Annotated in this window: 20 protein-coding genes and 1 pseudogene; 17 read left to right on the top strand and 4 right to left on the bottom strand. The window is 67.5% G+C overall.

What is annotated here, in order from left to right:
- Positions 1-200 (bottom strand): annotated as a pseudogene (locus tag B3E91_RS04380) (hypothetical protein); the annotation flags it as partial.
- Positions 201-430: 230 nt separating this feature from the next.
- Here B3E91_RS04380 and dinG point away from each other — a divergent pair.
- The 8 genes from dinG (at position 431) to B3E91_RS04340 (ending at position 11,885) form a co-directional block, all read left to right on the top strand.
- Positions 431-2,575, top strand: a complete 2,145-nt coding sequence (dinG, locus tag B3E91_RS04375) for an ATP-dependent DNA helicase DinG (RefSeq protein ID WP_287028519.1) — start codon at positions 431-433, stop codon at positions 2,573-2,575.
- A gap of 83 nt (positions 2,576-2,658) precedes the next feature.
- Entirely contained in the window at positions 2,659-5,094 is a 2,436-nt protein-coding gene (locus B3E91_RS04370) for a beta-agarase (protein WP_287028518.1), read from the top strand.
- Positions 5,095-5,225: 131 nt separating this feature from the next.
- Positions 5,226-6,374 (top strand): serine hydrolase domain-containing protein, encoded by a 1,149-nt coding sequence (locus B3E91_RS04365; RefSeq protein ID WP_287028522.1) that lies wholly within the window; start codon positions 5,226-5,228, stop codon positions 6,372-6,374.
- Between the two features lie 144 nt (positions 6,375-6,518).
- Positions 6,519-7,259, top strand: a complete 741-nt coding sequence (locus B3E91_RS04360; RefSeq protein ID WP_273231864.1) for an OmpA family protein — start codon at positions 6,519-6,521, stop codon at positions 7,257-7,259.
- A 45-nt stretch (positions 7,260-7,304) separates the two neighbouring features.
- On the top strand, positions 7,305-7,952 hold the full coding sequence (pdxH, locus tag B3E91_RS04355) for a pyridoxamine 5'-phosphate oxidase (RefSeq protein WP_287028517.1): 648 nt from the start codon (positions 7,305-7,307) through the stop codon (positions 7,950-7,952).
- A gap of 58 nt (positions 7,953-8,010) precedes the next feature.
- The gene (locus B3E91_RS04350) at positions 8,011-9,108 is read left to right on the top strand and encodes a sugar diacid recognition domain-containing protein (RefSeq protein WP_273231868.1); all 1,098 of its coding nucleotides are present in this window, start codon (positions 8,011-8,013) and stop codon (positions 9,106-9,108) included.
- A gap of 199 nt (positions 9,109-9,307) precedes the next feature.
- Entirely contained in the window at positions 9,308-10,675 is a 1,368-nt protein-coding gene (locus tag B3E91_RS04345; RefSeq protein ID WP_273231869.1) for a GntP family permease, read from the top strand.
- A gap of 70 nt (positions 10,676-10,745) precedes the next feature.
- Entirely contained in the window at positions 10,746-11,885 is a 1,140-nt protein-coding gene (locus tag B3E91_RS04340) for a glycerate kinase (RefSeq protein WP_287028516.1), read from the top strand.
- On the opposite strand, the gene B3E91_RS04335 is transcribed toward B3E91_RS04340, so the two are convergent.
- Positions 11,870-12,106, bottom strand: coding sequence for a hypothetical protein (locus tag B3E91_RS04335; protein WP_287028515.1), 237 nt, complete (start codon positions 12,104-12,106; stop codon positions 11,870-11,872). The genes B3E91_RS04340 and B3E91_RS04335 overlap by 16 nt on opposite strands.
- Positions 12,107-12,292: 186 nt before the next feature.
- Between B3E91_RS04335 and B3E91_RS04330 the strand changes: the two genes are divergently transcribed.
- The 9 genes from B3E91_RS04330 to B3E91_RS04290 all read left to right on the top strand — a co-directional run bounded on the left by B3E91_RS04330 (position 12,293) and on the right by B3E91_RS04290 (position 20,290).
- Positions 12,293-12,754 (top strand): glycine zipper 2TM domain-containing protein, encoded by a 462-nt coding sequence (locus B3E91_RS04330; RefSeq protein WP_273231877.1) that lies wholly within the window; start codon positions 12,293-12,295, stop codon positions 12,752-12,754.
- 261 nt (positions 12,755-13,015) lie between these two features.
- Positions 13,016-15,808: a monovalent cation/H+ antiporter subunit A gene (locus B3E91_RS04325; protein ID WP_287028514.1), complete on the top strand. Its 2,793-nt coding sequence runs from the start codon at positions 13,016-13,018 to the stop codon at positions 15,806-15,808.
- A complete protein-coding gene (locus tag B3E91_RS04320; RefSeq protein WP_090226808.1) occupies positions 15,808-16,137 on the top strand; it encodes a Na+/H+ antiporter subunit C in 330 nt (109 codons plus the stop codon). The genes B3E91_RS04325 and B3E91_RS04320 overlap by 1 nt, the downstream gene beginning before the upstream one ends.
- Complete coding sequence (locus tag B3E91_RS04315) at positions 16,134-17,633, top strand: monovalent cation/H+ antiporter subunit D (protein WP_287028513.1); 1,500 nt, start codon at positions 16,134-16,136, stop codon at positions 17,631-17,633. Before B3E91_RS04320 ends, B3E91_RS04315 begins: the two co-directional genes overlap by 4 nt.
- The gene (locus B3E91_RS04310; RefSeq protein ID WP_287028512.1) at positions 17,630-18,127 is read left to right on the top strand and encodes a Na+/H+ antiporter subunit E; all 498 of its coding nucleotides are present in this window, start codon (positions 17,630-17,632) and stop codon (positions 18,125-18,127) included. Before B3E91_RS04315 ends, B3E91_RS04310 begins: the two co-directional genes overlap by 4 nt.
- A complete protein-coding gene (locus B3E91_RS04305; RefSeq protein WP_090226816.1) occupies positions 18,112-18,381 on the top strand; it encodes a K+/H+ antiporter subunit F in 270 nt (89 codons plus the stop codon). The genes B3E91_RS04310 and B3E91_RS04305 overlap by 16 nt, the downstream gene beginning before the upstream one ends.
- 39 nt (positions 18,382-18,420) lie before the next feature.
- On the top strand, positions 18,421-18,753 hold the full coding sequence (locus B3E91_RS04300; RefSeq protein ID WP_287028511.1) for a Na+/H+ antiporter subunit G: 333 nt from the start codon (positions 18,421-18,423) through the stop codon (positions 18,751-18,753).
- A gap of 87 nt (positions 18,754-18,840) precedes the next feature.
- Positions 18,841-19,746 (top strand): DMT family transporter, encoded by a 906-nt coding sequence (locus B3E91_RS04295; RefSeq protein ID WP_287028510.1) that lies wholly within the window; start codon positions 18,841-18,843, stop codon positions 19,744-19,746.
- Positions 19,747-19,780: 34 nt separating this feature from the next.
- Positions 19,781-20,290 (top strand): GNAT family N-acetyltransferase, encoded by a 510-nt coding sequence (locus tag B3E91_RS04290; protein WP_287028509.1) that lies wholly within the window; start codon positions 19,781-19,783, stop codon positions 20,288-20,290.
- 9 nt (positions 20,291-20,299) lie between these two features.
- Here B3E91_RS04290 and gap read toward each other — a convergent pair whose 3' ends face one another.
- Both gap and B3E91_RS04280 read right to left on the bottom strand, forming a co-directional pair.
- A complete protein-coding gene (gene gap / locus B3E91_RS04285) occupies positions 20,300-21,298 on the bottom strand; it encodes a type I glyceraldehyde-3-phosphate dehydrogenase (protein ID WP_287028508.1) in 999 nt (332 codons plus the stop codon).
- Between the two features lie 173 nt (positions 21,299-21,471).
- On the bottom strand, positions 21,472-21,798 hold a 327-nt coding region (locus B3E91_RS04280), incomplete at its 5' end, for a COG3650 family protein (RefSeq protein ID WP_414708194.1).

The following is a 21,798-nucleotide window of genomic DNA, read 5'->3' as shown; positions in this document are numbered from 1 at the left end:
CTGACCGGCAGGATCAGCACCGTCACCCACACCCAGACGAAGAACCGGCGGAACACTTCGAGCCACAGGCGCAGCCGCTGCGGCGGCTCCAGCGCCACGACCGCGGCGGGCCGCAGGATCATCCAGGCGAAGAACATGCCGCCCACCCAGACCAGCGCGGCGAGTACGTGAAGGGCGTAAACCAGGGCGTAGAGCGTCATTCGGGCCATCTCCGAAGGTTTGGGACAAATCATTGGATGTGGCGATACGGCGTCGGGACCAGCCAAAAAACGCCATTCAGGATAGGTACAGGTCGTGTTGCCGGCGGATTTCAACGTGCCTGTCCGTCGCCCGCCGCTTTTGTGAACACCCCTCTGGCGAAACGCGCGCTATCATAGCGGCCCGCTCGAAATACTGAAAATTTATCCAGCCCTCCGGCTTTCCGACGCCCATGCTCAGCACCGAACTCAAGTCCCAGATCCAGGGCGCCTATTCCCGTTTTCTCGAAGCCAAGGGGCTGAAGCCGCGCTATGGCCAGCGCCTGATGATCGCCGAAGTGGCAAAGGTGCTCGGCGCGATTTCCACCGACGACGAGAACCGCCGCGACAGCGATCCGGCGGTGGTGGCGGTCGAGGCGGGCACTGGCACCGGCAAGACCGTGGCCTACGCGCTGGCGACCATTCCCATCGCCAAGGCGGCCGGCAAGCGCCTGGTGATCGCCACGGCGACGGTCGCGCTGCAGGAGCAGATCGTGCACAAGGACCTGCCGGACCTGATGCGCAACAGCGGCCTGAATTTCAGCTTCGCCCTGGCCAAGGGGCGCGGGCGCTACCTGTGCCTGTCCAAGCTCGACATGCTGCTGCAGGAAGGCCAGGCGCAAAGCGCCACCGCGCAGCTGTTCGAGGAAGACGGCTTCAAGATCGACGTCGACGAGAACAGCCAGAAGCTGTTCAACCAGATGATCGAGAAGCTCGCCGGCAACCGCTGGGACGGCGACCGCGACTCCTGGCCCGAAGCGCTGGAGGACCAGGACTGGGCGCGGCTGACCACCGACCACAGCCAGTGCACCAACCGGCATTGCCCGAACTTCCAGCAGTGCGCCTTCTACAAGGCGCGCGAAGGCATGACCAAGGTCGACGTGATCGTCACCAACCACGACATGGTGCTCGCCGACCTCGCCCTCGGCGGCGGCGCGGTGCTGCCCGATCCGCGCGACACGCTCTACGTGTTCGACGAAGGCCACCATCTGCCGGACAAGGCGATCGGCCATTTCGCCCATTTCACCCGCCTGCGTTCCACCGCCGACTGGCTGGCGCAGATGGAGAAGAACCTGACCAAGCTGCTCGCCCAGCACCCATTGCCGGGCGAACTCGGCCGGCTGATCGAGAAGGTCCCGGAGCTGACCCGCGAGCTGCGCAGCCAGCAGCAGTTCATGTTCGCCGCCTGCGAACAGCTCGCCGACTTCAAGGCCGGGGAAGACATGGAGGGCCGCGAGCGGCCGCGCCATCGCTTCGTCGGCGGCCTGGTGCCCGAACACCTGCGCGAGCTGGGCATCGAGCTGAAGAAGGGCTTTTCCCAGCTCACCGACGTGTTCACCCGGCTCGCCGAGCTGCTCAAGCAGGCGATGGACGGGGAGCCTGGCCTGGGCATCGCCAGCCACCAGGCCGAGGAATGGTACCCGCTGTTCGGCAGCCTGCTGGCGCGCGCCCAGGGCAACTGGGAGCTGTGGACCGCGTTCACCGCCGAGGACCCGGAGAACAGCCCGCCGATGGCACGCTGGCTGACCCTCGCCGACAGCGGCGCGCTCTACGACATCGAGGTCAACGCCAGCCCGATCCTGGCCGCCGAGACCCTGCGGCGCAACCTGTGGAACGTCGCCTACGGTGCGCTGGTGACCTCGGCAACGCTCACCGCGCTGAGCACCTTCGACCGTTTCCGCATGCGTGCCGGGCTGCCCAAGGCCGCGGTCACCGCCATCGTGCCGAGCCCGTTCCAGCATGCCGACGCCGGCGTGCTGCGGGTGCCGGACCTCAAAGCCGATCCGCGCGACGCCGCCGCGCACACCGCGGCGATCATCCGCGAACTTCCGCAGATGGTGGAAGGCGCGCGCGGCACCCTGGTGCTGTTCTCCTCGCGGCGGCAGATGCAGGACGTTTTCGACGGGCTCGAGCGCGACTGGCGCAAGCGTGTGTTCATCCAGGGCAACCTGTCCAAGCAGGAAACCCTGAACAAGCACAAGGCGCGGGTCGACGACGGCGAGGCCAGCGTGCTGTTCGGCCTCGCCAGCTTCGCCGAAGGCGTCGACCTGCCGGGCGCCTACTGCGAGCACGTGGTGATCGCCAAGATTCCCTTCGCCGTGCCGGACGACCCGGTGGAAGCGGCGCTGTCGGAATGGATCGAGGCGCGCGGCGGCAACCCGTTCATGGAGATCGCCGTGCCGGACGCCTCGCTGCGCCTGATCCAGGCCTGCGGCCGCCTGCTGCGTACCGAAGCCGACCGCGGCACCATCACCTTGCTCGACCGTCGCTTGGTCACCCAGCGCTACGGCAAGGCGATCCTCAATGCCCTGCCGCCGTTCCGCCGTGAAATTGCCTGAGGGCGAACGCCCGCTGCACCAGGGATTGGGCATTCTTTCCCGACATCGTTGTCTACTGCCGGTCGTAATGGAGATACCGCCTCATGATTCACCGCTCGTTGTCCATGTTGTTCGCCCTGTTGCTGAGCGCGCCGGCGCTCGCCGCGTCCGAACCCGCCGCCGCGCCGGCGGCGGTTCCTGAGCCGGCGCCGCAGGTGCTGTTCAACTTCGTCCGCCCCACCGACGTGGTGAAGGTGCAGACCAACGATGCGTTCTTTCCCGAACTGACCGCGGAAAGCACCCCGGAGGGTGAAATCCTCCGCCGCCTGGTGTTCAACCCGGCGCAGAAGCCCAGCCTCGTCCTCACCCCGCAACAAGGCACCTGGGACTGGTCGCAGATGCGTGCCATGAGCCTGCGCCTGCAGAGCGCGATGGACTGGGCACTGACCGTCGACGTGCGCATCGAGAGTGCCGACGGCAAGGCGCTGACCACCCGCATCGCCCTGCCGGCCGGCCCGGCGCAGACCCTACTGGTGCCGCTGCAGGCCACCTCCCCGCGGGCGCTGGGCATGCGCGCCGGCCTGCCGATGCCGTGGGCGCGGGGCGACCGCAAGCTGCTCCTGGCGGATACCGTCGAGGGTGAGCTGAACCCCGCCCAGGTCAGTTCGGTGACGGTTTCCCTGAGCAATCCGGACGTGGCGCAGAACATCCTGCTCGGCCGCTTCGGTGTGCGTGGCGACCAGGATTTCCACGACGCCTACAAGGGCATCGTCGATGGTTTCGGCCAATACACGCGCGGCAACTGGCCGGAGAAGGTCAAGAGCGACGAGCAACTGCGCGCCGCCGCGGCGAAGGACGCGGAACAGGTCAAGAAGTGGCAACAGCAGTTGCCGCAGCAGGATCGTTATGGCGGCTGGCTGCGCGGCCCTTCGTTCCCGGCCAAGGGCTTCTTCAATACGCTCAAGCAGGACGGTCGCTGGTACCTGGTGACCCCGGACGGCCATCCGTACTTCTCCCTCGGCGTCAACGCGGTGACGCTGCAGCAAAGCCAGACCTACGTTGAGGGTCGCGAAAGCATGTTCAGCGACCTGCCGCCCGCCGACGGCCCGCTGGGACGGTTCTATGGCAAGGGCGACAACCGCAGTGACACCGGCGCCAACAAGGGCCGCGCCTACGCCAGCGGACGCTGGTTCGACTTCTACAACGCCAACCTCGAGCGTCAGTACGGCGACCTGCCGTGCGCCGGCTCCAGCGAGTGCGTGGGCTGCACGCCCGCCGCGCTCACTGCGGACTCCGCCGCTCCCGCGCCGAAACCGGAAGTCGTGGTGCCGGGCAGCGAGACGCAGCTGAGCGCGCCGGGCTCGGCCGCCGCCGCGCCGAGCGATGCGCCGAAAAGCGACGCCGAACCGCCGACCGCGGAAGAATGCGACCGTCTCAAGCGCGCTGCCGCCGTCGAGCGCTGGGCGTCGCGCAGCATCGACCGGCTGAGGGCCTGGGGCTTCAACACCATCGGCAACTGGAGCGATGGGGAACTGGGGGACGCCAGGCGCATGCCGTTCACCGTGCCGCTGTCGATTTCCGGCGACTACGCCACCATCAGCACCGGCCACGACTGGTGGGGCGGAATTCCCGATCCCTTCGATCCGCGCTTTGCCATGGCCGCCGAGCGCGCCATCGCCATCGCCGCCCGCGGCCACCGCGACGACCCCTGGCTGATCGGTTTCTTCGCCGACAACGAGCTGTCCTGGGCCGCGCCGGGCAACGAGCCGCATGATCGCTATGCCATCGCCTACGGCACCCTGCGCCTGACCACGGACGTACCGGCCAAGCGCGCCTTCCTCAAGCAACTGCGCGACAAGTACCGCAACGAGCAGGGCCTGTCGAAGGCCTGGGGCATCGACCTGGAACACTGGGAACTGATGGAAGACCCCGGCTTCGAGGCGCCGCTGCCGAGCCCGGAACACCCGGCGATCGAGGAAGACCTGCAGTACTTCCAGCGGGTGTTCGCCGAGACCTACTTCAAGACCATCTCCGACTCGCTGGAATGGCACGCGCCGAACCACCTGCTGCTGGGCGGCCGCTTCGCCATCAGTACGCCGGAGGCGGTCGCCGCCTGTGCCAAGTACTGCGATGTCCTGAGTTTCAACTTCTATACCCGGGAGCCGCAGCAGGGTTACGACTTCGAGGCGCTGCGCAAGCTGGACAAGCCGGTGATGGTCACCGAATTCCACTTCGGTTCGCGTGACCGCGGGCCGTTCTGGGGTGGCGTCGCCGAGGTTTACAAGGAAGAAGAGCGCGGGCCGGCCTATGCCAACTTCATCGCGCGCGCCATTGCCGAGCCGACGATCGTCGGCGCGCACTGGTTCCAGTATCTCGACCAGCCGGTGACCGGTCGCCTGCTCGATGGCGAGAACGGCCACCTGGGGCTGGTGGGCATCACCGACCTGCCTTACCAGGGCTTCATCGAGGCGGTGCGCAAGGCCAACCTGGCGGTCCCGGAGAAGTGGCTGCCGGCCACGGAAAAGGCGAAAACGCCCTGATCGGCGACGCGCAGCCGCCGTTGCACGGTGGCTGCGCGTGAATGTCGGGCCGAAACCCGTCTTTCTTCCGGTTCCCAAGCTCGTCCGGTGCTGGAACAATGCGCGCTGACTCGTTACCCGCAGGTGCCGGCGTGCAGATTCAGGGCTACTACGACCTCAAGTTCGAAGCGGTGAAGGACGCCTTCGCCGAACTGTTCGACAACCCCCAGGAGCGCGGCGCCGCGCTGTGCATCCAGATCGGCGGCGAGACTCTGGTGGACATCTGGGCCGGGACCGCCGACAAGGATGGCGCCGAGGCCTGGCACAGCGACACCATCCTCAACCTGTTCTCCTGCACCAAGACGCTTACCGCGGTCGCCGCGCTGCAACTGGTGGGCGAGGGCAAGCTCGAGCTGGACCGCCCGGTGGCGTACTACTGGCCGGAGTTCGCCGCTGCCGGCAAACAGCACGTCACCCTGCGCCACCTGCTCAGCCACGCCGCCGGCCTGCCGGCCTTGCACGCCCAGCTGCCTGGCGAAGCGCTCTACGACTGGACGGCAATGACCGACGCCCTGGCCGCCGAGGAACCCTGGTGGACGCCGGGCGAAGCACACGGTTACGCGCCGATCACCTACGGCTGGCTGGTCGGCGAACTGCTGCGCCGCGTCGATGGCCGTGGTCCCGGCGAGTCCATCGTCAACCGGGTGGCCAAGCCGCTCGGTCTGGACCTTCACGTCGGCCTGGCCGATTCCGAGTTCCACCGGGTCGCGCACATGTCGCGGGCCAAGGGCAATCTGGGCGATGCCGCCGCGCAACGCCTGCTCAAGTGCTTCATGAGCGACCCGAACGCCGTCAGCACGCGCGCGTTCACCAATCCGCCTTCGGTGCTGACCAGCACCAACAAGCCCGAATGGCGGCGCATGGCGCAGCCGGCCGCCAACGGCCACGGCAACGCGCGCTCGCTGGCGGGTTTCTACAGCGGCCTGCTGGACGGGCGTCTGCTGGAGCCCGAGCTGATCGGCGAGTTGACCCGCGAGCACCGTCGCGGCGAGGATCGCACGCTGCTCACCGCCACCCGTTTCGGCCTCGGCTGCATGCTCGACCAGCCCGACGTGGCCAACGCCACCTACGGCGCCGGACCCAAGGCATTCGGCCATCCAGGCGCCGGCGGCAGCATCGGTTTCGCCGATCCGGAGCGCGACCTGAGTTTCGCCTTCGTCTGCAACAGCCTCGGCCCCTACGTACTGATGGACCCGCGGGCGCAGCGCCTGACCCGCGTGACGGCGGGGTGCCTGGAATAGCCGCTCGTCAGTTTCTCAACGGAAGCCTTTTCGAATTAATAAGTTGCGTCCAGAATTTAACTTGAAGTATGAGAGCGCGGCGCCGCTTCCTTATCTTGCGCCTATCGACCCGACCATCAACTTCCAGATTACGGAAACCATTTCATGAAGCTGTTCAAGACCACTACCTTGATTCTGTGCATGATCGTATCGGGCTGCAGCACGTTCAAAAGCGATGACGCCGGCGAAAAGAGCAGTTCGTGGTGGCCGTTCGGCAAGAAGGAAGCGGTGGCTGAACAGAAGAAGGTCGAGATGCCCGACCCAAAGATCACCCAGGCCTGGCTCGACACCTACGAGCCGCAGCTGCGTGAGACCCTCAAGGGCAGCAAGTTCGAAGTCGAGCGTCGTGAAAACCTGCTGGTGATTACCGCGCCGGTGGACTCCTCGTTCAACCCGGATCGCCCGGAAATGCTCCTCCCGGTCACCCTCGGCCCGGTGACCAAGGTCGCCAAGCTGGTGCAGGACGATTCCAAGACCGCCGTGCTGATCCTCGGCCATGCCGACAGCTCCGGTGCCCTCGACCTGAACCGCAAGCTCAGCCAGGATCGCGCACGCGCCTTCGCTTCGATCTTCCGCCTCAGCGGCCTCAAGCAGGATCGCCTGAAGCAGCAGGGCGTAGGCTCCGACATGCCGCGCGCCGCCAACGACAGTGCCCAGGGCCGCTCGCTGAACCGCCGCGTTGAGATCATGCTCACGCCGCAGGACACCCTGACCGCGCTGCTCGCCCAGTACAGCCAGCCGGCCAAGGCCGAAGCCGGCGTCGAAGCCGCGCCGGGCGCGCCTTTGGCGAGCGGTCCGAAGATCGCCGCGGTGGGTAAGGTGGTTGCCGCAGATCAAGCCAAGTAAGGCTTGCCTGGCTAAGCTAGGACCCTTTTTCGTAAGGAGTGCAGCATGAACCAGAGCCTCGCCGATATGCGTCGCGACTACACCCGCGACGGGCTGAGCGAGCAACAGGCGCCGGCCGAACCGCTGTCGCTGTTCCAGCAATGGTTCGCCGACGCGGTGAAGACCGAGCAGGCACCTGTCGAGCCCAACGCAATGACCTTCGCCACGGTCGACGCCGAGGGCCGTCCGCATTGCCGGATCCTGCTGCTCAAGGGGCTCGACGAGCGCGGTTTCACCTTCTTCACCAACTACCTCAGCGCCAAGGGCGAGCAGCTCGCCTCGCAACCCTTCGGCGCCATGACCTTCTTCTGGCCTTCTCTCGAACGCCAGGTGCGCATCGAAGGCCGCGTCGAGAAAGTCACCCCCGCCGAGTCCGATGCCTATTACCAGGTGCGTCCGCTGGGCAGCCGCCTCGGGGCCTGGGCTTCTCCACAGAGCCAGGTCATCCGTGACCGCGAACAGCTCGCCGAGCTGCTGGCCAAGACCGAAGCGCGTTTCCAGGACCAGGAGCCCAGTTGCCCCGAGCACTGGGGCGGCTATCGCCTGCTGCCCGAGCGCGTCGAGTTCTGGCAGGGCCGTTCCAGCCGCCTGCATGACCGGCTGAACTACCGCCTGGAGGACGGCGCCTGGGTACGCGAGCGGTTGGCGCCCTGATCCCCTGACGCGCATTTCCTGCCTACACTAGCGGCCTCTTTCCAGAGGCCGTTTTTTCATGCTCGAACTCGATTCCACCCTGGCGCAACACATCGTCGACCGCGCGATGGCGATCCTGCCGCACAACATCAACGTGATGGACGCGCAGGGGATGATCATCGGCAGCGGCGATCGCGAGCGGCTGCATTCGCGTCACGAGGGCGCCCAACTGGTGCTGGCGAATCGACGCACCGTGGAGATCGACGCACAGGCCGCGGCCTGTCTGCGCGGCGTCAAGCCGGGAGTCAACCTGCCGCTGCTGTACGCCGACCAACTGATCGGCGTACTCGGCATCACCGGCGATCCCGAGGAACTGCGGCCCTACGCGGCGCTGGTGCGGATGACCGCGGAGATGCTCGTCGAGCAGCGCCAGTTGCAGGCCGAGCGGCACTGGCGCAGCGACCGGCTGGAAAACTGGCTGCGACTGCTGCTCGACCGCCAGCAACCGCTGGCTACGCTGCAATCCGAAGCGCAGCGCCTCGGCCTGCAACTCGGTTGGCCCATGCAGGCCTGGCTGCTGGAGCTTGATGGCGGCGACGATCTGGCGATCCGTCAAGGCGCGTTGCTGGCCGATCTCGGCGAGCGTGCCGAGGGCTTCTGCATCGCCCTGGCGGCCGGCGAGCTGCTCTGCTGTCGGCCGTGGCGCAGCGGCCGCGAGCCGGCGACCTGGCTGCAACGCGCCGACCCGCGTGGCTGGGGGCTGGCCCGCCTGCTGGTCAGCGGGCCGCTGGCGACGCTCGCCGACTTGCGTGAGGCCGGCATCGCGCTGCGTGACCTGCAGGGCTACGCACGGGCGCGACATCCCACGCAGCGCCTGCTCGACCTGGAGCAGTTGCGCCTGCCGGTGTTCCTCTACAGCCAGCGCGGCAACTGGTTGCTCGACGGCTGGCTGGAGCCGCTGCGCAAACTGCTGGCGGAGGACACCAACGGCACGCTGCAGGCCACCCTGGACGCCTGGTGCGCCTGCCTGGGGCAGGTGCAGGTCTGCGCCGACCGCCTGGGCATCCACCGCAACACCCTGCGCTACCGGCTCGAGCGGATCGCCACCATCAGCGGGCTGGACCCGCTTCGACTGGACCAGCGCCTGTACCTCTCGCTGGGACTTGGGCTGGTCTAACCCTGCCGGTTGATTGTGCGGATGACCCTCATACCGGTCATTCGTCGCCGGTGAGTTGTGCGGACGACCAAGGCGCGCGGAGCGCCGCATCGGTGAGAATGGAGGCTTGCCGTCTTCGGTGCCGGCCAGCAGCGCGGCGCATCACGGCATGGCAGGGGATATCCCCACTCGATAACAAAAAAATCTGAGGAAAATGGTCATGGGACTCGTCCTGATCCTGGTGGCACTGATCGTGTTCATCGTGCTTGCCACCACCCGACTCAAGCTGCACCCTTTTCTCGCTCTGCTCGGCGCCGCGCTGATCGCCGGTTTCGCCTACCAGCTCCCCACCGGTGACATCGTCAAGACGATCACCACCGGTTTTGGCAGCATCCTCGGCTACATCGGCATCGTCATCGTGCTGGGGACCATCATCGGCGTGATCCTCGAGCGCAGCGGCGCGGCTATCACCATGGCCGAATCGGTGATCAAGCTGCTCGGCGAGCGCTTTCCCACCCTCACCGTGTCGATCATCGGCTACCTGGTATCGATCCCAGTGTTCTGCGACTCCGGCTACGTCATCCTCAACTCGCTGAAGAACGCTCTGGCCGCACGCATGAAGGTCTCGGTGGTGTCGATGAGCGTGGCGCTGGCAACCGGTCTCTACGCGACGCACACCTTCGTGCCGCCGACCCCGGGGCCGATCGCCGCCGCCGGCAACCTCGGTCTGGAAGGTTCGCTGGGCCTGGTGATCGGTGTCGGCCTGGTGGTCGCGCTGGTCACCGCGCTGGCCGGGATGCTCTGGGCCAACCGCTATCTGCATGCCGACGACAAGCAACTGCTGGACGAAGCACCGAGCGAGATGCTCGACGACGGCATAGATTTCGAACAGCTGAAGGCCCGCTACGGCACGCTGCCCAGCGCTTGGCAGGCGTTCGCGCCGATCTTCGTGCCGATCGCGCTGATCTGCCTGGGCTCGGTCGCGGCGTTCCCGAGCAAGCCGCTCGGCGAGGGGCTGCTGTACAACGTGCTGAGTTTCGTCGGCCTGCCGGTGATCGCCCTGTTGGTCGGCCTGGCACTCGCCTGCAGCCTGCTCAAAGGCGACGGCAAGCGTCAGCAGTTCCATGACTTCGTCGCCGAGGGCATCGTCTCGGCCGCGCCGATCCTGCTGATCACCGGTGCCGGTGGCGCCTTCGGCGCGATCCTCAAGGTCACCCCGTTGGCCACCTACCTGGGTGAGACTCTGTCGACCCTGGGCATCGGCCTGTTCATGCCCTTCGTGGTCGCGGCGGCGCTGAAATCGGCGCAGGGTTCCACTACGGTGGCGCTGGTCACCACCTCGGCGATGATGACGCCGCTGCTCGGCAACCTCGGCCTGGACAGCGAAATGGGCCGCGTCCTCACCGTCATGGCCATCGGCGCCGGGTCGATGACCGTGTCGCACGCCAACGACAGCTTCTTCTGGGTGGTTTCCCAGTTCAGCCGGATGAAAGTCAGCACCGCCTACCGCGCCGTCACCATGGCTACGCTGGTACAGGGTGTCACCGGCATCGTCACTGTCTGGCTGCTCAGCCTGATCCTGCTCTGACCCCCACGTTTTCCTTCGAACCGTAATAACCGGGCCACCTGCGGGTGGTGGCCCGGCCGCGAGGTACCCAATGAAAATCGTCATCGCTCCCGATTCGTTCAAGGAAAGCCTCAGCGCCGACGCCGTCGCTGCGGCCATCGCCAGGGGGTGGCTGCAGGTCTATGCGGACGCCGAGATCGTCACCAAACCGATGGCCGACGGCGGCGAAGGCACAGTGGACGCCCTGCTGGCCGCCACCGGTGGCGAACGCCGGGAGTCGCCCGTGCGCGGGCCGCTCGGCGAGGCGGTGAACGCGCACTGGGGCTGGCTCCAGGACGACACCGCGGTGATCGAGATGGCGTCGGCCAGCGGCCTGCACCTGCTGACGCCGGCGCAACGCGATGCGCGGATCACCTCGAGTTTCGGCACCGGGGAGCTGATTCGCGCGGCGCTCGATGCCGGTGCCAGACGGATCATCCTCGGCCTGGGCGGCAGCGCCACCAACGATGGCGGCAGCGGACTGCTGCGCGCCCTGGGCGTGCGTTTTCTCGATGCCGAAGGGCGCGAGCTGGAGGAGGGCGGGGCGGCATTGGCGCGGCTTGATCGGCTGGATGTCGACGGGTTGGATGCGCGCCTGGCACAGGTCAGCGTGGAAGTCGCCGCCGACGTTGACAACCCGTTGTGCGGGCCGCGGGGCGCTTCGGCGGTGTTCGGTCCGCAGAAAGGCGCCAATCCGCAGCAGGTCCAGGAACTGGATGCCGCCCTGCGGCGCTTCGGCGAGGTGGCCGCGCGGGCGCTGGGCGAGGATCACGCCGAGTATCCCGGTGTCGGTGCGGCGGGTGGCCTGGGCTTCGCGGCGCGGGCGTTCCTGGCGGCGCGTTTTCGTCCGGGGGTCGAGGTCGTCGCCGAACTCAGCGGTTTGGCCGAGGCCATGCAGGGCGCCGATCTGGTGATCACCGGCGAGGGTCGGCTGGATGCGCAGAGCCTGCACGGCAAGACGCCGATGGGCGTGGCCAGGATCGCGAAGGCGGCGGAGGTTCCGGTGGTGGCGATAGCCGGCAGTCTCGGCGACGGCTATCACAAACTCTACGAGGTGGGCATCGATGCCGCGTTCAGCCTGGTGCCGGGGCCGATGCCGCTGGAGCAGGCGATGGGCGAGGCGGCGGTGCAGTTGCGGGCGCGGGCGGCGGACGTCGCCCGACTCTGGCGACTGGCTCAGTCGCGGCGATAGGCGTCGGCTGCCCGCTCCAGCCACCGCGGCAGGTCGCGGCGCTTGATCCCTTCGCTGCGCGCCTGTTGCAGGCGTTGCAGCATGTAGGCGCGCTTGTCCTTGTCGTCTCCGCCGAGGGACAGCGCCAGGTCGCGGTCGGTCCAGCGGCGGATACGCACATAGAGCCACCAGTGGAAGTACAGGCCGGCCAGCGTAACCACCGCGATGATGAAGTAATCCATGACGTCGTCTCGGGTAAAAGCCGGCCAGACTAGCGGATGCGGCCCCGCTGGCAAAGGTCGTCAGTGTCGCGGCGCCCACCGCCCGCGCTGTCGCGCAAAACCGAAAAAACGTAGAATCGTAGGTACTCGCCGTGACATGTGGAGCGGCGAGCGGTCTACAAGACCATGTCCTTTTGGAGATTTGTCATGTTCAAGCCTGCCCTGATCGCTTCGTTCACCGCCATGAGCCTGGCTCTGGGCGGTTGTACTTCCAGCCTGACTGGCGACACCTATTCCCGCGACGAAGCGCGCGTCGTGCAGACCGTGCGCATGGGCAGCATCGAAGCCTTGCGTCCGGTGAAGATCGAAGGCACCAAGACCCCGATCGGCGCGGGTGCCGGCGCGGTCGTCGGTGGTGTCGCCGGTAGCGGCGTCGGTGGTGGTCGCGGCAGCCTGGTCGCGGCGGTGATCGGTGCGGTGGCGGGCGGCCTGCTCGGCTCCGCGGCGGAAGAGGGCCTCACCAAGACCCAGGGCGTCGAGATCACCGTGCGTGAAGACGACGGCAGCATGCGTGCCTACGTCCAGGAGGTCGAGCCGAACCAGGTGTTCCGCGTTGGCCAGCGCGTGCGCATCCTCACCGTGGACGGTACCAGCCGCGTCAGCCCCTGATTCCCCCGCGTCATTCGCCGCCCGCGCAGGCCTCGCCTGCCAGCCGGGCGGCGCTTTCCCCGCCTCGCGCTCCGCTTTCTCCGTCTTCGGCGAATTCGCCGGAATCAAATCGAGCTTTTGCAGCCTAACCTCCGCGCGTATCGGCTTTTCGCGGGGCGACGGTGGCGCGTTCAGTTTTAGTAATACTTATATCCATGACGCTAGATCGATAGTTACGGATAATCGAAGGCCACCCGCGCGACTGGAACAAGGGACCCGCTCATGGTGCTAGCGCTGATCATCGCCTTGCCGTTCATTGGCGTACTGCTGAGTGCGTTCGTGGGCCGCGGTGGGCGACCGATCAGTGCCCTCGGCGCCGCCGTCGCTCCCGTCGCCGCGCTGGCCTTGCTGCTGGCGCAGTGCCCCGCGGTGTTCGCCGGCGAGCACCTCGTCTACCAGCTGGAATGGATGCCGGCGCTGGGCCTGAACCTCAGCCTGCGTCTCGACGGCCTGGGCTTTCTCTTCGCGCTGCTGATCCTCGGCATCGGCTTGCTGGTGATCCTCTACGCCCGCTACTACCTGGCGAGAAGCGAGCCCATGGGGCGCTTCTTCGCCTTCCTGCTGCTGTTCATGGGCGCCATGCTCGGTGTAGTACTGGCCGACAACCTCCTGCTGATGCTGCTGTTCTGGGAGCTGACCAGCCTCTCGTCGTTCCTCCTGATCGGCTTCTGGAACGGCGCCAGCGAGGCGCGCAAGGGCGCGCGCATGGCGCTGACGGTGACCGGTTTCGGCGGGTTGGCGCTGCTCGCCGGCATTCTGTTGATCGGGCAGATCGTCGGCAGCTTCGAGCTGCCTGCGGTGCTCGCGGCGGGGGACCGGATTCGCGCCCATGCGCTCTATCCCGTGGCGCTGATCCTGGTGCTCCTCGGCGCGTTCACCAAGTCCGCGCAGTTCCCGTTCCATTTCTGGCTGCCACAGGCGATGGCTGCGCCGACGCCGGTGTCCGCGTATCTGCATTCGGCGACCATGGTCAAGGCTGGCGTGTTCCTGCTCGCGCGTCTGTATCCGGCGTTGTCCGGCACCGACTGGTGGTTCTACTTGGTCGGCCTGACCGGCATGGCGACGCTGTTGTTCGGTTCGGTGATGGCGCTGTTCCAGCACGACCTCAAGGGGCTGCTGGCCTACTCGACGATCAGCCATCTGGGCCTGATCACCCTGCTGTTCGGTCTCGACAGCCACCTGTCCAACGTCGCCGCGATCTTCCACATCATCAACCACGCCACCTTCAAGGCCTCGCTGTTCATGGCCGCGGGAATCATCGACCACGAGACCGGCAGCCGCGACCTGCGCCGCCTGGCCGGCCTCTGGAGGTTCATGCCGCACACCGCCGTGCTGGCGATGGTGGCCTGCCTGGCGATGGCCGGGGTGCCGCTGCTCAACGGCTTCCTCAGCAAGGAGATGTTCTTCAGCGAGACCCTCGGGCAGAACCTGCTGGGCGGCTTCAACTGGGTTATTCCGGCGGCGGCGACGTTGGCCGGAGTGTTCTCGGTGGCCTATTCGCTGCGTTTCATCCACGACGTGTTCTTCAACGGCGCGCCGCGCGACCTGCCGATCTACCCGCCCCACGAGCCGCCGCGCTTCATGAAGATTCCGGTGGAGGTGCTGGTGCTGCTGTGCCTGCTGGTCGGCATGCTGCCGGCGTACACCGTGGCGCCGTTGCTCGCCGCCGCGGCCGCAGCGAGCCTGGGCGGGGCGCTGCCCGAGTACAGCCTGGCGATCTGGCACGGCTTCAACCTGCCGCTGGCGATGAGCGTCGTCGCGCTGGCCGGCGGGGTGGTCGTCTATGCCTGCCGCCGGCCGCTGTACCGCTGGTACGAAGGGCTGCCGGCGATCGACTCGAAAGCCGTGTTCGAGGCGCAGGTGCAGACCGGCGTGAGCGCGGCGCGGCGCCTCGCCGAATGGCTGGAGAACGGCTCGCTGCAACGCTACCTAGCGCTGATGCTGGGCAGCGCGCTGCTCTGCGTGGCGGTCGCGCTGGGGCCACTGCATGCGCTGGAGGGCGGCGTGCGCCTGTCGCCGCTGGACCCGATCGGCGTGCTCGGCCTCGGTATCCTGATGCTCAGCGCGCTGCTCACCGTCGGTTTCCATCGTCGCCGGCTGCCGGCGCTGATGATCCTCAGCGTGGCCGGCCTGCTGGTGACCCTGACCTTCGCCCGCTACTCGGCGCCGGACCTGGCGCTGACCCAGCTCAGCGTCGAGCTGGTGACGCTGATCCTGCTGGTGCTGGCGCTGTTCTTCATGCCCGATCGCACGCCGGCGGAATCCAGCAGCCTGCGCGCCTTCCGCGACCTGATCCTGGCCAGCGGCAGCGGCATCCTCGTGGCGCTGCTGGCCTTCGCGGTGATGACCCGCCCCTACGACGGCATCGCCTCGTTCTTCCTGGAGAACGCGTTGACCGGCGGGGGCGGCAGCAACGTGGTCAACGTGATCCTGGTGGACTTCCGCGGCTTCGACACCATGGGCGAGATCTGCGTGCTGGCGATCGCCGCGGTGGGCGTCTACGGCCTGCTGCGCGGCCTGCACCTGCCGCATCCGCTGCACGATCGCAACGGCCGGCGCTGGTCGACCGACAGCCACCCGATGATCCTCGACAGCCTGTCGCGGGTGATGCTGCCGCTGGCGCTGCTGGTCTCGGCGTACATTTTCCTGCGCGGCCACAACCAGCCGGGCGGCGGTTTCATCGCTGGGCTTATCACCGCGGTCGCGCTGATCCTGCAGTACATCGCCCACGGCGTTGGCTGGACCCAGCAGCGGCTGCCGTGGAGTCTGCATGCGCTGGCCGGCAGCGGAATCCTGATCGCCGGCCTCTGCGGCGTCGGCAGCTGGGTGTTCGGTCACGAATTCCTCACCAGCGCCTTCGGTCATTTCGAAATCCCGCTGATCGGCGAGGTGGAGCTGGCCAGCGCGCTGTTCTTCGACCTCGGCGTGTACCTCACGGTGCTCGGCGCCACCCTGCTGATCCTGTCCAACATCGGCCACGTCAGCCAGGACGAAAGCAGCCAGGAGGTGCTCTGATGGAAGCCCTGTTCGCCGTCACCCTTGGCGTCCTCACCGCCTGCGGCGTCTACCTGCTGCTGCGCGCGCGGGTGTTCCCGGTGGTGATGGGCCTGACCCTCATTTCCTACGCGGTGAACCTCTTCCTGTTCGGCATGGGCCGCTTGAACAGCGGCATGCCGGCGGTGCTCGGCAAGACCGGCGAGTACGCCGATCCGGTGCCCCAGGCCCTGGTGCTGACCGCCATCGTCATCGGTTTCGCCATGACCGCTTTCGTCGTGGTGCTGTCGCTGCGCGCGCTCGGCGAGGTGAAGTCCGATCACGTGGACGGCGAGGAGCCGCGCGAATGAAGCATGCGCTGATCCTGCCGATCCTCCTGCCCATGTTCGCCGGCGCGCTGTTGCTGGCCGCCGCGCGGATGCCGCTGGGCCTGCGCCGCGGCGTGTCGCTGGGCGCCACCTGGCTGCTGCTGCCGCTGAGCATCCTGTTGCTGGCGCAGGCCAGCGACGGCCAGCTGCGCCTGTATGCGCTGGGCGGCTGGCAGCCGCCGTTCGGCATCGTCCTGCTGCTCGACCGGCTGAGCGCGCTGATGCTGCTGGTGACCGCGGTGCTGGCCGGCTTCGTCGCGCTCTACGCCTGCCGCGGCGACGACGAACGCGGCAGCGACTTCCACGCGCTGCTGCAGTTCCAGCTGATGGGCATCAACGGCGCCTTCCTGACGGGCGATCTGTTCAACCTGTTCGTCTTCTTCGAGATCCTGCTGATCGCCTCCTACTGCCTGTTGCTGCACGGTGGCGGCGCGCAGCGGGTGCGGGCGGGCATGCATTACGTGCTGCTCAACCTGCTCGGCTCATCGTTCTTCCTGCTCGGTGTCGGCACCCTCTACGGGCTCACCGGCACCCTGAACATGGCCGATCTGGCGCTGCGCATCGGCCAGGCCGGTGCCAGCGAAACCCCGTTGCTGGCCGCGGCCGGCTTCCTCCTGCTGGTGGTGTTCGCCCTGAAGGCGGCGGTTCTGCCGCTGTACTTCTGGCTGCCGCGTGCCTATGCCAGCGCCACCGCGCCGGTGGCGGCGCTGTTCGCGATCATGACCAAGGTCGGGCTCTACGCGATCCTGCGGGTGTTCACCCTGCTTTATGGCAGCGAGGCCGGCGAACTGGCCAACCTGGCGCGCGACTGGTTGTGGCCGCTGGCGCTGCTCACGGTGATCGGCGGGGCGCTCGGTGCGCTGGGGGCGCGCACGCTGCAGATGCTGCTGGGTTACCTGATGATCCTCTCGGTCGGCACCTTGCTGGCCGGCATCGCGCTGGGCTCGCCGGCATCCATCGCCGCGCTGCTGTATTACCTGATCCACAGCACCTGGATTTCCGCCGGGCTGTTCCTGCTCGCCGACCTGATCGCCCGCCAGCGCGGCGAGCAGGCCGGCGCGCTGACGGCCGGGCCGGCGCTGCAGCAGCCGTTGCTGCTCGGCGGGTTGTTCTTCGTCGGTGCCATCGCCATCGCCGGGCTGCCGCCGTTCTCCGGGTTCATCGGCAAATTGCTGCTGTTGCGCGCGGCACCGATGGGTTACCCGGCGGCGCTGCTGTGGACGGTGCTGCTGACGGGCGGGCTTTGCGCGCTGGTGGCGCTGAGCCGTGCTGGCAGTACGCTGTTCTGGCGCGCAAGCGGGCAGCCGTCGGCGATGGTCGAGCATGACCCGCTGCGCCTGATCGCCAGCAGCGCGCTGCTGCTCGGCGCGCCGCTGCTGGTGCTGGCCGGCGGGCCGCTGCAGGCCTACCTGCAGGCGACGGCGGAACAGCTGCTGGACCTGGCGCCCTACCTGCGGATCGTCGGAGGTGGCGCATGAAGCGGTTGTTACCGCAGCCTGGCCTGAGCCTGCTGCTGATCGTCATGTGGCTGTTGCTGACCAACAGCCTGGCCCTTGGCCAGCTGCTCATGGGCGGTCTGCTTGGCGTCGCCATCCCGCTGCTCTGCCGGCCTTTCCTGCTCGAGATGCCACACCTGCGCAAGCCGGCGAAGCTGGTGGGTTTCACCCTGCTGGTGTTCTACGACATCGTCATCGCCAACCTGCATGTGGCGCGGCTGGTGCTCGGCCGGCGCGAGCGGTTGCGTCCGGCCTTCGTCGAGGTGCCCATCGAGATCCGCGACGAGTTCGTCCTCGCCGTGCTCTCCAGCGTGCTGTCGCTGACGCCGGGCACCGTGTCCGCCGGCCTCAGTCCCGATCACTCCCGGCTGTTGCTGCACGTGCTCGATCTCGAGGATGCCGACGACCTGGTGGCGCAGGTGAAGAGCCGCTACGAAGCCCCATTGCTGGAGATATTCGAATGTTCGCCTACGTGATTCCGCTGTGCCTGGCGATGCTCGCGCTCGCTGTGGTGCTCAACCTGCTGCGCCTGATCGAGGGGCCGGACATGCCGGACCGCGTGCTGGCGCTGGATACGCTGTCGATCAACGCGCTGGCGCTGATCGTCCTGCTCGGCATCTGGCTGCGCAGCGGCACCTTCTTCGAGGTCGCGCTGCTCATCGCGGTGATGGGCTTCGTGACCACAGTGGCGCTGGGCAAGCACCTGCTGCACGGCGACATCATCGATTGACGGGGCGGACGAGCTCCGCATGACCTCGCGGGAGGCGACATGAACATCTGGATCGAAATCGCGGTATCGGCGCTGTTGCTGCTCGGCTGCAGCTTCGCGCTGATCGGCGCCATCGGCCTGTACCGGCTGCCGGACTTCTTCACCCGCCTGCACGGCCCGACCAAGGCGACGACGCTGGGCGTGGGCAGCCTGATCATCGCCTCGATGCTGTTCTTCGCCGGCAGCGAGCACCGGCTCAGCCTGCACGAGCTGTTGCTGGCGATCTTCCTGTTCATCACCGCGCCGGTCAGCGCGCACATGCTGGCGCGGGCGGCGCTGCAGCAGAAGGTCAGGCTGGTCGAACGCACCCGCGGCCAGCCCGGGGACGAGTGACACGCGCACAGTTTTGCCGGCTCGCTGTGCCTGTGCCCGCCAAACCGTCGCCGTTAGACTGACGGCCTTTTTTCACGGGGGCAGGTCATGGCGGTGCAGGGAAAGGGAGTGGCGGTGGGTTGCCTGATTCTGGCGACCGCGCTCTGGGCCAGTGCCTTCATCGGCCTGAAGATCGCCTTCGCCGAGTTGCCGCCGCTGTGGGTGATCTTCGGCCGCATGGCGCTCGGCAGCCTGGTGTTCCTGCTCGCCTGGCGCTGGCGCGGCAAGATGCGCTACCAGGCCGGCGACTGGAAGTATCTGCTCGGCCTGGCCGTCTGCGAGCCGTGCCTGTACTTCATCTTCGAGTCCATCGCCCTGCAGCACACCAGCGCGGCTCAGGCCGGGATGGTCACCGCGCTGCTGCCGTTGCTGGTGGCGATCGGTGCGTTCTTCTTCCTGCGCGAGAAGATCAGCCGCAGCATGTGGGCGGGCTTCTTCGTCGCCATGCTCGGCGCGGTCTGGCTGAGCCTGGCCGGCGAGTCCGACGAGCACGCCAGCGCGCCCCTGCTGGGCAACTTCTTCGAGTTCCTCGCCATGCTCAGCGCCGCCGGCTACACGCTGCTGGTCAAGCACCTGGCCGAGCGTTACTCGCCGTTCCTGCTCACCGCGCTGCAAGCGTTCATCGGCGCGCTGTTCTTCCTGCCGCTGGCGGCCTGGCACGAGCCCTGGCCAAGCCACTTCAGCGCCACCGGCCTCGCCGCGGTGGCCTACCTCGGGATCGTCGTCACCGTCGGCGCCTACGGTCTGTTCAATTTCGGCGTCAGCCACCTGCCGGCCGCGCAGGCGTCGGGCTTCACCAACCTGATCCCGGTGTTCACCCTGATCTTCGCCGTGCTGCTGCTCGGCGAGCGCCTCAATGCGACCCAGATGGTCGCCGTGGTGCTGGTGTTCGCCGGTGTCGCCCTCAGCCAGTGGCGCAACACGCCGCCGACGCCGCGCGGCATCCTCGACTGAGTCAGCAGGAATCCCTCCACAGCAGGAGACCAGCATGAGCGAACCACGCCTGGAAAACGCGACGCCCGCCGACGCCGAGCGGCTTCTCGCGTTTCTCTTCGAGCACGCGCGAAACCCCTGGAACTACCTGCCCGAAGAGCCGCTGCGTGAGCACTTCGCCGGGCTGGCGGAGGGCAAGGTGGAAGCGCTGATGGCGTGGGTCGACGGCGAGCTGGCGGGCTTCGTGAGCTTCCAGACCTCGCGCTACTTCGCCCGCTACCAGCCCGCCGAGTCGCGCGACCGCCCGCACGGCTACATCAGCGAAGCCGCCGTGCATCCGGGATATGCGGGGAAAGGCCTGGGATCACAGCTGCTGGACGCGGCGGTGCGTCGGCTGGCGGGGCGGGGCGTCGATGCGGTGTTCATCGATCGCCACGAAGAGAACGCCGCCTCGGCGGGAATGATGCGCAAGGCCGGCTTCGTCGAGGTGGACACCTACGCCGATCCCGACCGCCGCCCCGAGGGTTCGGGGCGGACGACCGTCTGCGTATATCGGCTGGCGTAGGGCGGGCGATCAGGCCCCGGTCCACTCCAGCAGCACGTCCAGCATGCGGTTGGAGAACGCCCACTCGTTGTCGTACCAGGCCATCACCTTGACCATGTCGCCCTGCACGCGGGTGTGGTTGAGGTCGACCACGCAGGACACCGGGTAACCGTTGAAGTCGTGCGACACCAGCGGCAGCTCGTTGCATTCCATCACGCCGGGTGGCAACGCCGCGGCGCCGGCCTGCAGGGCGGCATTGACGGCGGCGACGTCGGTCGGCCGTTCGGCGCTGAAGGTCAGGTCGACCAGCGACACGTTCGGCGTCGGCACGCGCACCGACATGCCGTCGAGGCGCCCGGCCAGCTCCGGCAGCACCAGGCCGATGGCCTTGGCCGCGCCGGTGCTGGTGGGAATCATCGACAGCGCGGCGGCACGCGAGCGGTAGAGGTCCTTGTGCTCCTTGTCGAGCAGGTTCTGGTCGTTGGTGTAGCTGTGGATGGTGGTCATCAGACCCTGGCGAATGCCCACCGCGTCGTGCAGCACCTTGGCCAGCGGCGCCAGGCAGTTGGTGGTGCAGGAGGCGTTGGAAACGATGGTCTGCTCGCCGAGCTTGTCGTGGTTGACGCCGTAGACCACGGTCAGGTCGGCGCTGTCCATCGGATGCGAGAGCAGCACGCGCCTGGCGCCGGCGGTGAAGTGCTGGGCGGCCAGTTCGCGGGTCTTCATCTTGCCGGTGCATTCGAGCACCACGTCGACGTCCAGGCCGGTCCACGGCAGCTCGGCCGGCGAGCGCACGCTGAGCAGCTGGATGTCCTGGCCCTGGATTCGCATCTTGTCGCCGGCCAGCCCGACCTCGCCGTGGAAGCGGCCGAAGGTGGAGTCGAAACGGGTCAGGTGGGCGAGGGTGTTGTAGTCGCCAAGGTCGTTGATCGCCTCCAGCCGAATGCGGTCCTGCAGACCGCGTTCATAGAGCGAGCGAACCAGGGCGCGGCCGATACGGCCGTAACCATTGATGGCAATGCGCAACATGAGCTATGTCCTTTTCGGGTAAGTGGCTGACACCTGCTTAGGCCCTTCGAGACTACTCGTGTTCGGCAGAGAATGGCGCCGTTGAGCGGCCGGCGCATTGCGAAAATGTCGCGCGATGTGAGCGTGCCCGGTGCCGGAACGCCGCAGCCCGGCGGCCGTCGCGGGCGGCGGCGTTACTGCGTGCGGGCGCCGCCGAAGTAGGCGCAGCCGCGCTGAACCTGCCCGTCCACGCGCAATTCGGCGGAGAGGTTCTGCACCGCGCCGGTCTTCGCATCCACGCAGCGTTGCGGGGCGATCCACAGTTCGAGGCGCTGACCGTTGGCCTCGCTGGTCAGGTTGAGGCGGCCCTCGGGAAGCTGCTCTTCCAGATACGGCAGTGCCTGCGCCGGCTGGCCGCTGCGTTCGAGCATCAGCCCGCGCTCGCCGACCTCGACGCTCCAGTCCGGCTGCTGGCCGCCGGCGTGCAGCAGCAGGCGCGGGTAGTTGGGGTTTTCGCAGCC

The organism is Pseudomonas sp. UBA6310 (assembly GCF_002438225.1).
GTDB classification, from domain to species: domain Bacteria; phylum Pseudomonadota; class Gammaproteobacteria; order Pseudomonadales; family Pseudomonadaceae; genus Pseudomonas_O; species Pseudomonas_O kuykendallii.
Note: the sequence above shows the minus strand (reverse complement) of the source record. Positions and strands in the feature narration are given on the sequence as shown.

Bases quoted from the DNA above. Each gene is read 5' to 3' on its own strand.
- dinG (WP_287028519.1), top strand. From the start codon at position 431: ATGCTCAGCACCGAACTCAAGTCCCAGATCCAGGGCGCCTATTCCCGT.
- B3E91_RS04370 (WP_287028518.1), top strand. From the start codon at position 2,659: ATGATTCACCGCTCGTTGTCCATGTTGTTCGCCCTGTTGCTGAGCGCG.
- B3E91_RS04360 (WP_273231864.1), top strand. From the start codon at position 6,519: ATGAAGCTGTTCAAGACCACTACCTTGATTCTGTGCATGATCGTATCG.
- pdxH (WP_287028517.1), top strand. From the start codon at position 7,305: ATGAACCAGAGCCTCGCCGATATGCGTCGCGACTACACCCGCGACGGG.
- B3E91_RS04350 (WP_273231868.1), top strand. From the start codon at position 8,011: ATGCTCGAACTCGATTCCACCCTGGCGCAACACATCGTCGACCGCGCG.
- B3E91_RS04345 (WP_273231869.1), top strand. From the start codon at position 9,308: ATGGGACTCGTCCTGATCCTGGTGGCACTGATCGTGTTCATCGTGCTT.
- B3E91_RS04340 (WP_287028516.1), top strand. From the start codon at position 10,746: ATGAAAATCGTCATCGCTCCCGATTCGTTCAAGGAAAGCCTCAGCGCC.
- B3E91_RS04335 (WP_287028515.1), bottom strand. From the start codon at position 12,106: ATGGATTACTTCATCATCGCGGTGGTTACGCTGGCCGGCCTGTACTTC.
- B3E91_RS04330 (WP_273231877.1), top strand. From the start codon at position 12,293: ATGTTCAAGCCTGCCCTGATCGCTTCGTTCACCGCCATGAGCCTGGCT.
- B3E91_RS04325 (WP_287028514.1), top strand. From the start codon at position 13,016: ATGGTGCTAGCGCTGATCATCGCCTTGCCGTTCATTGGCGTACTGCTG.
- B3E91_RS04320 (WP_090226808.1), top strand. From the start codon at position 15,808: ATGGAAGCCCTGTTCGCCGTCACCCTTGGCGTCCTCACCGCCTGCGGC.
- B3E91_RS04315 (WP_287028513.1), top strand. From the start codon at position 16,134: ATGAAGCATGCGCTGATCCTGCCGATCCTCCTGCCCATGTTCGCCGGC.
- B3E91_RS04310 (WP_287028512.1), top strand. From the start codon at position 17,630: ATGAAGCGGTTGTTACCGCAGCCTGGCCTGAGCCTGCTGCTGATCGTC.
- B3E91_RS04305 (WP_090226816.1), top strand. From the start codon at position 18,112: ATGTTCGCCTACGTGATTCCGCTGTGCCTGGCGATGCTCGCGCTCGCT.
- B3E91_RS04300 (WP_287028511.1), top strand. From the start codon at position 18,421: ATGAACATCTGGATCGAAATCGCGGTATCGGCGCTGTTGCTGCTCGGC.
- B3E91_RS04295 (WP_287028510.1), top strand. From the start codon at position 18,841: ATGGCGGTGCAGGGAAAGGGAGTGGCGGTGGGTTGCCTGATTCTGGCG.
- B3E91_RS04290 (WP_287028509.1), top strand. From the start codon at position 19,781: ATGAGCGAACCACGCCTGGAAAACGCGACGCCCGCCGACGCCGAGCGG.
- gap (WP_287028508.1), bottom strand. From the start codon at position 21,298: ATGTTGCGCATTGCCATCAATGGTTACGGCCGTATCGGCCGCGCCCTG.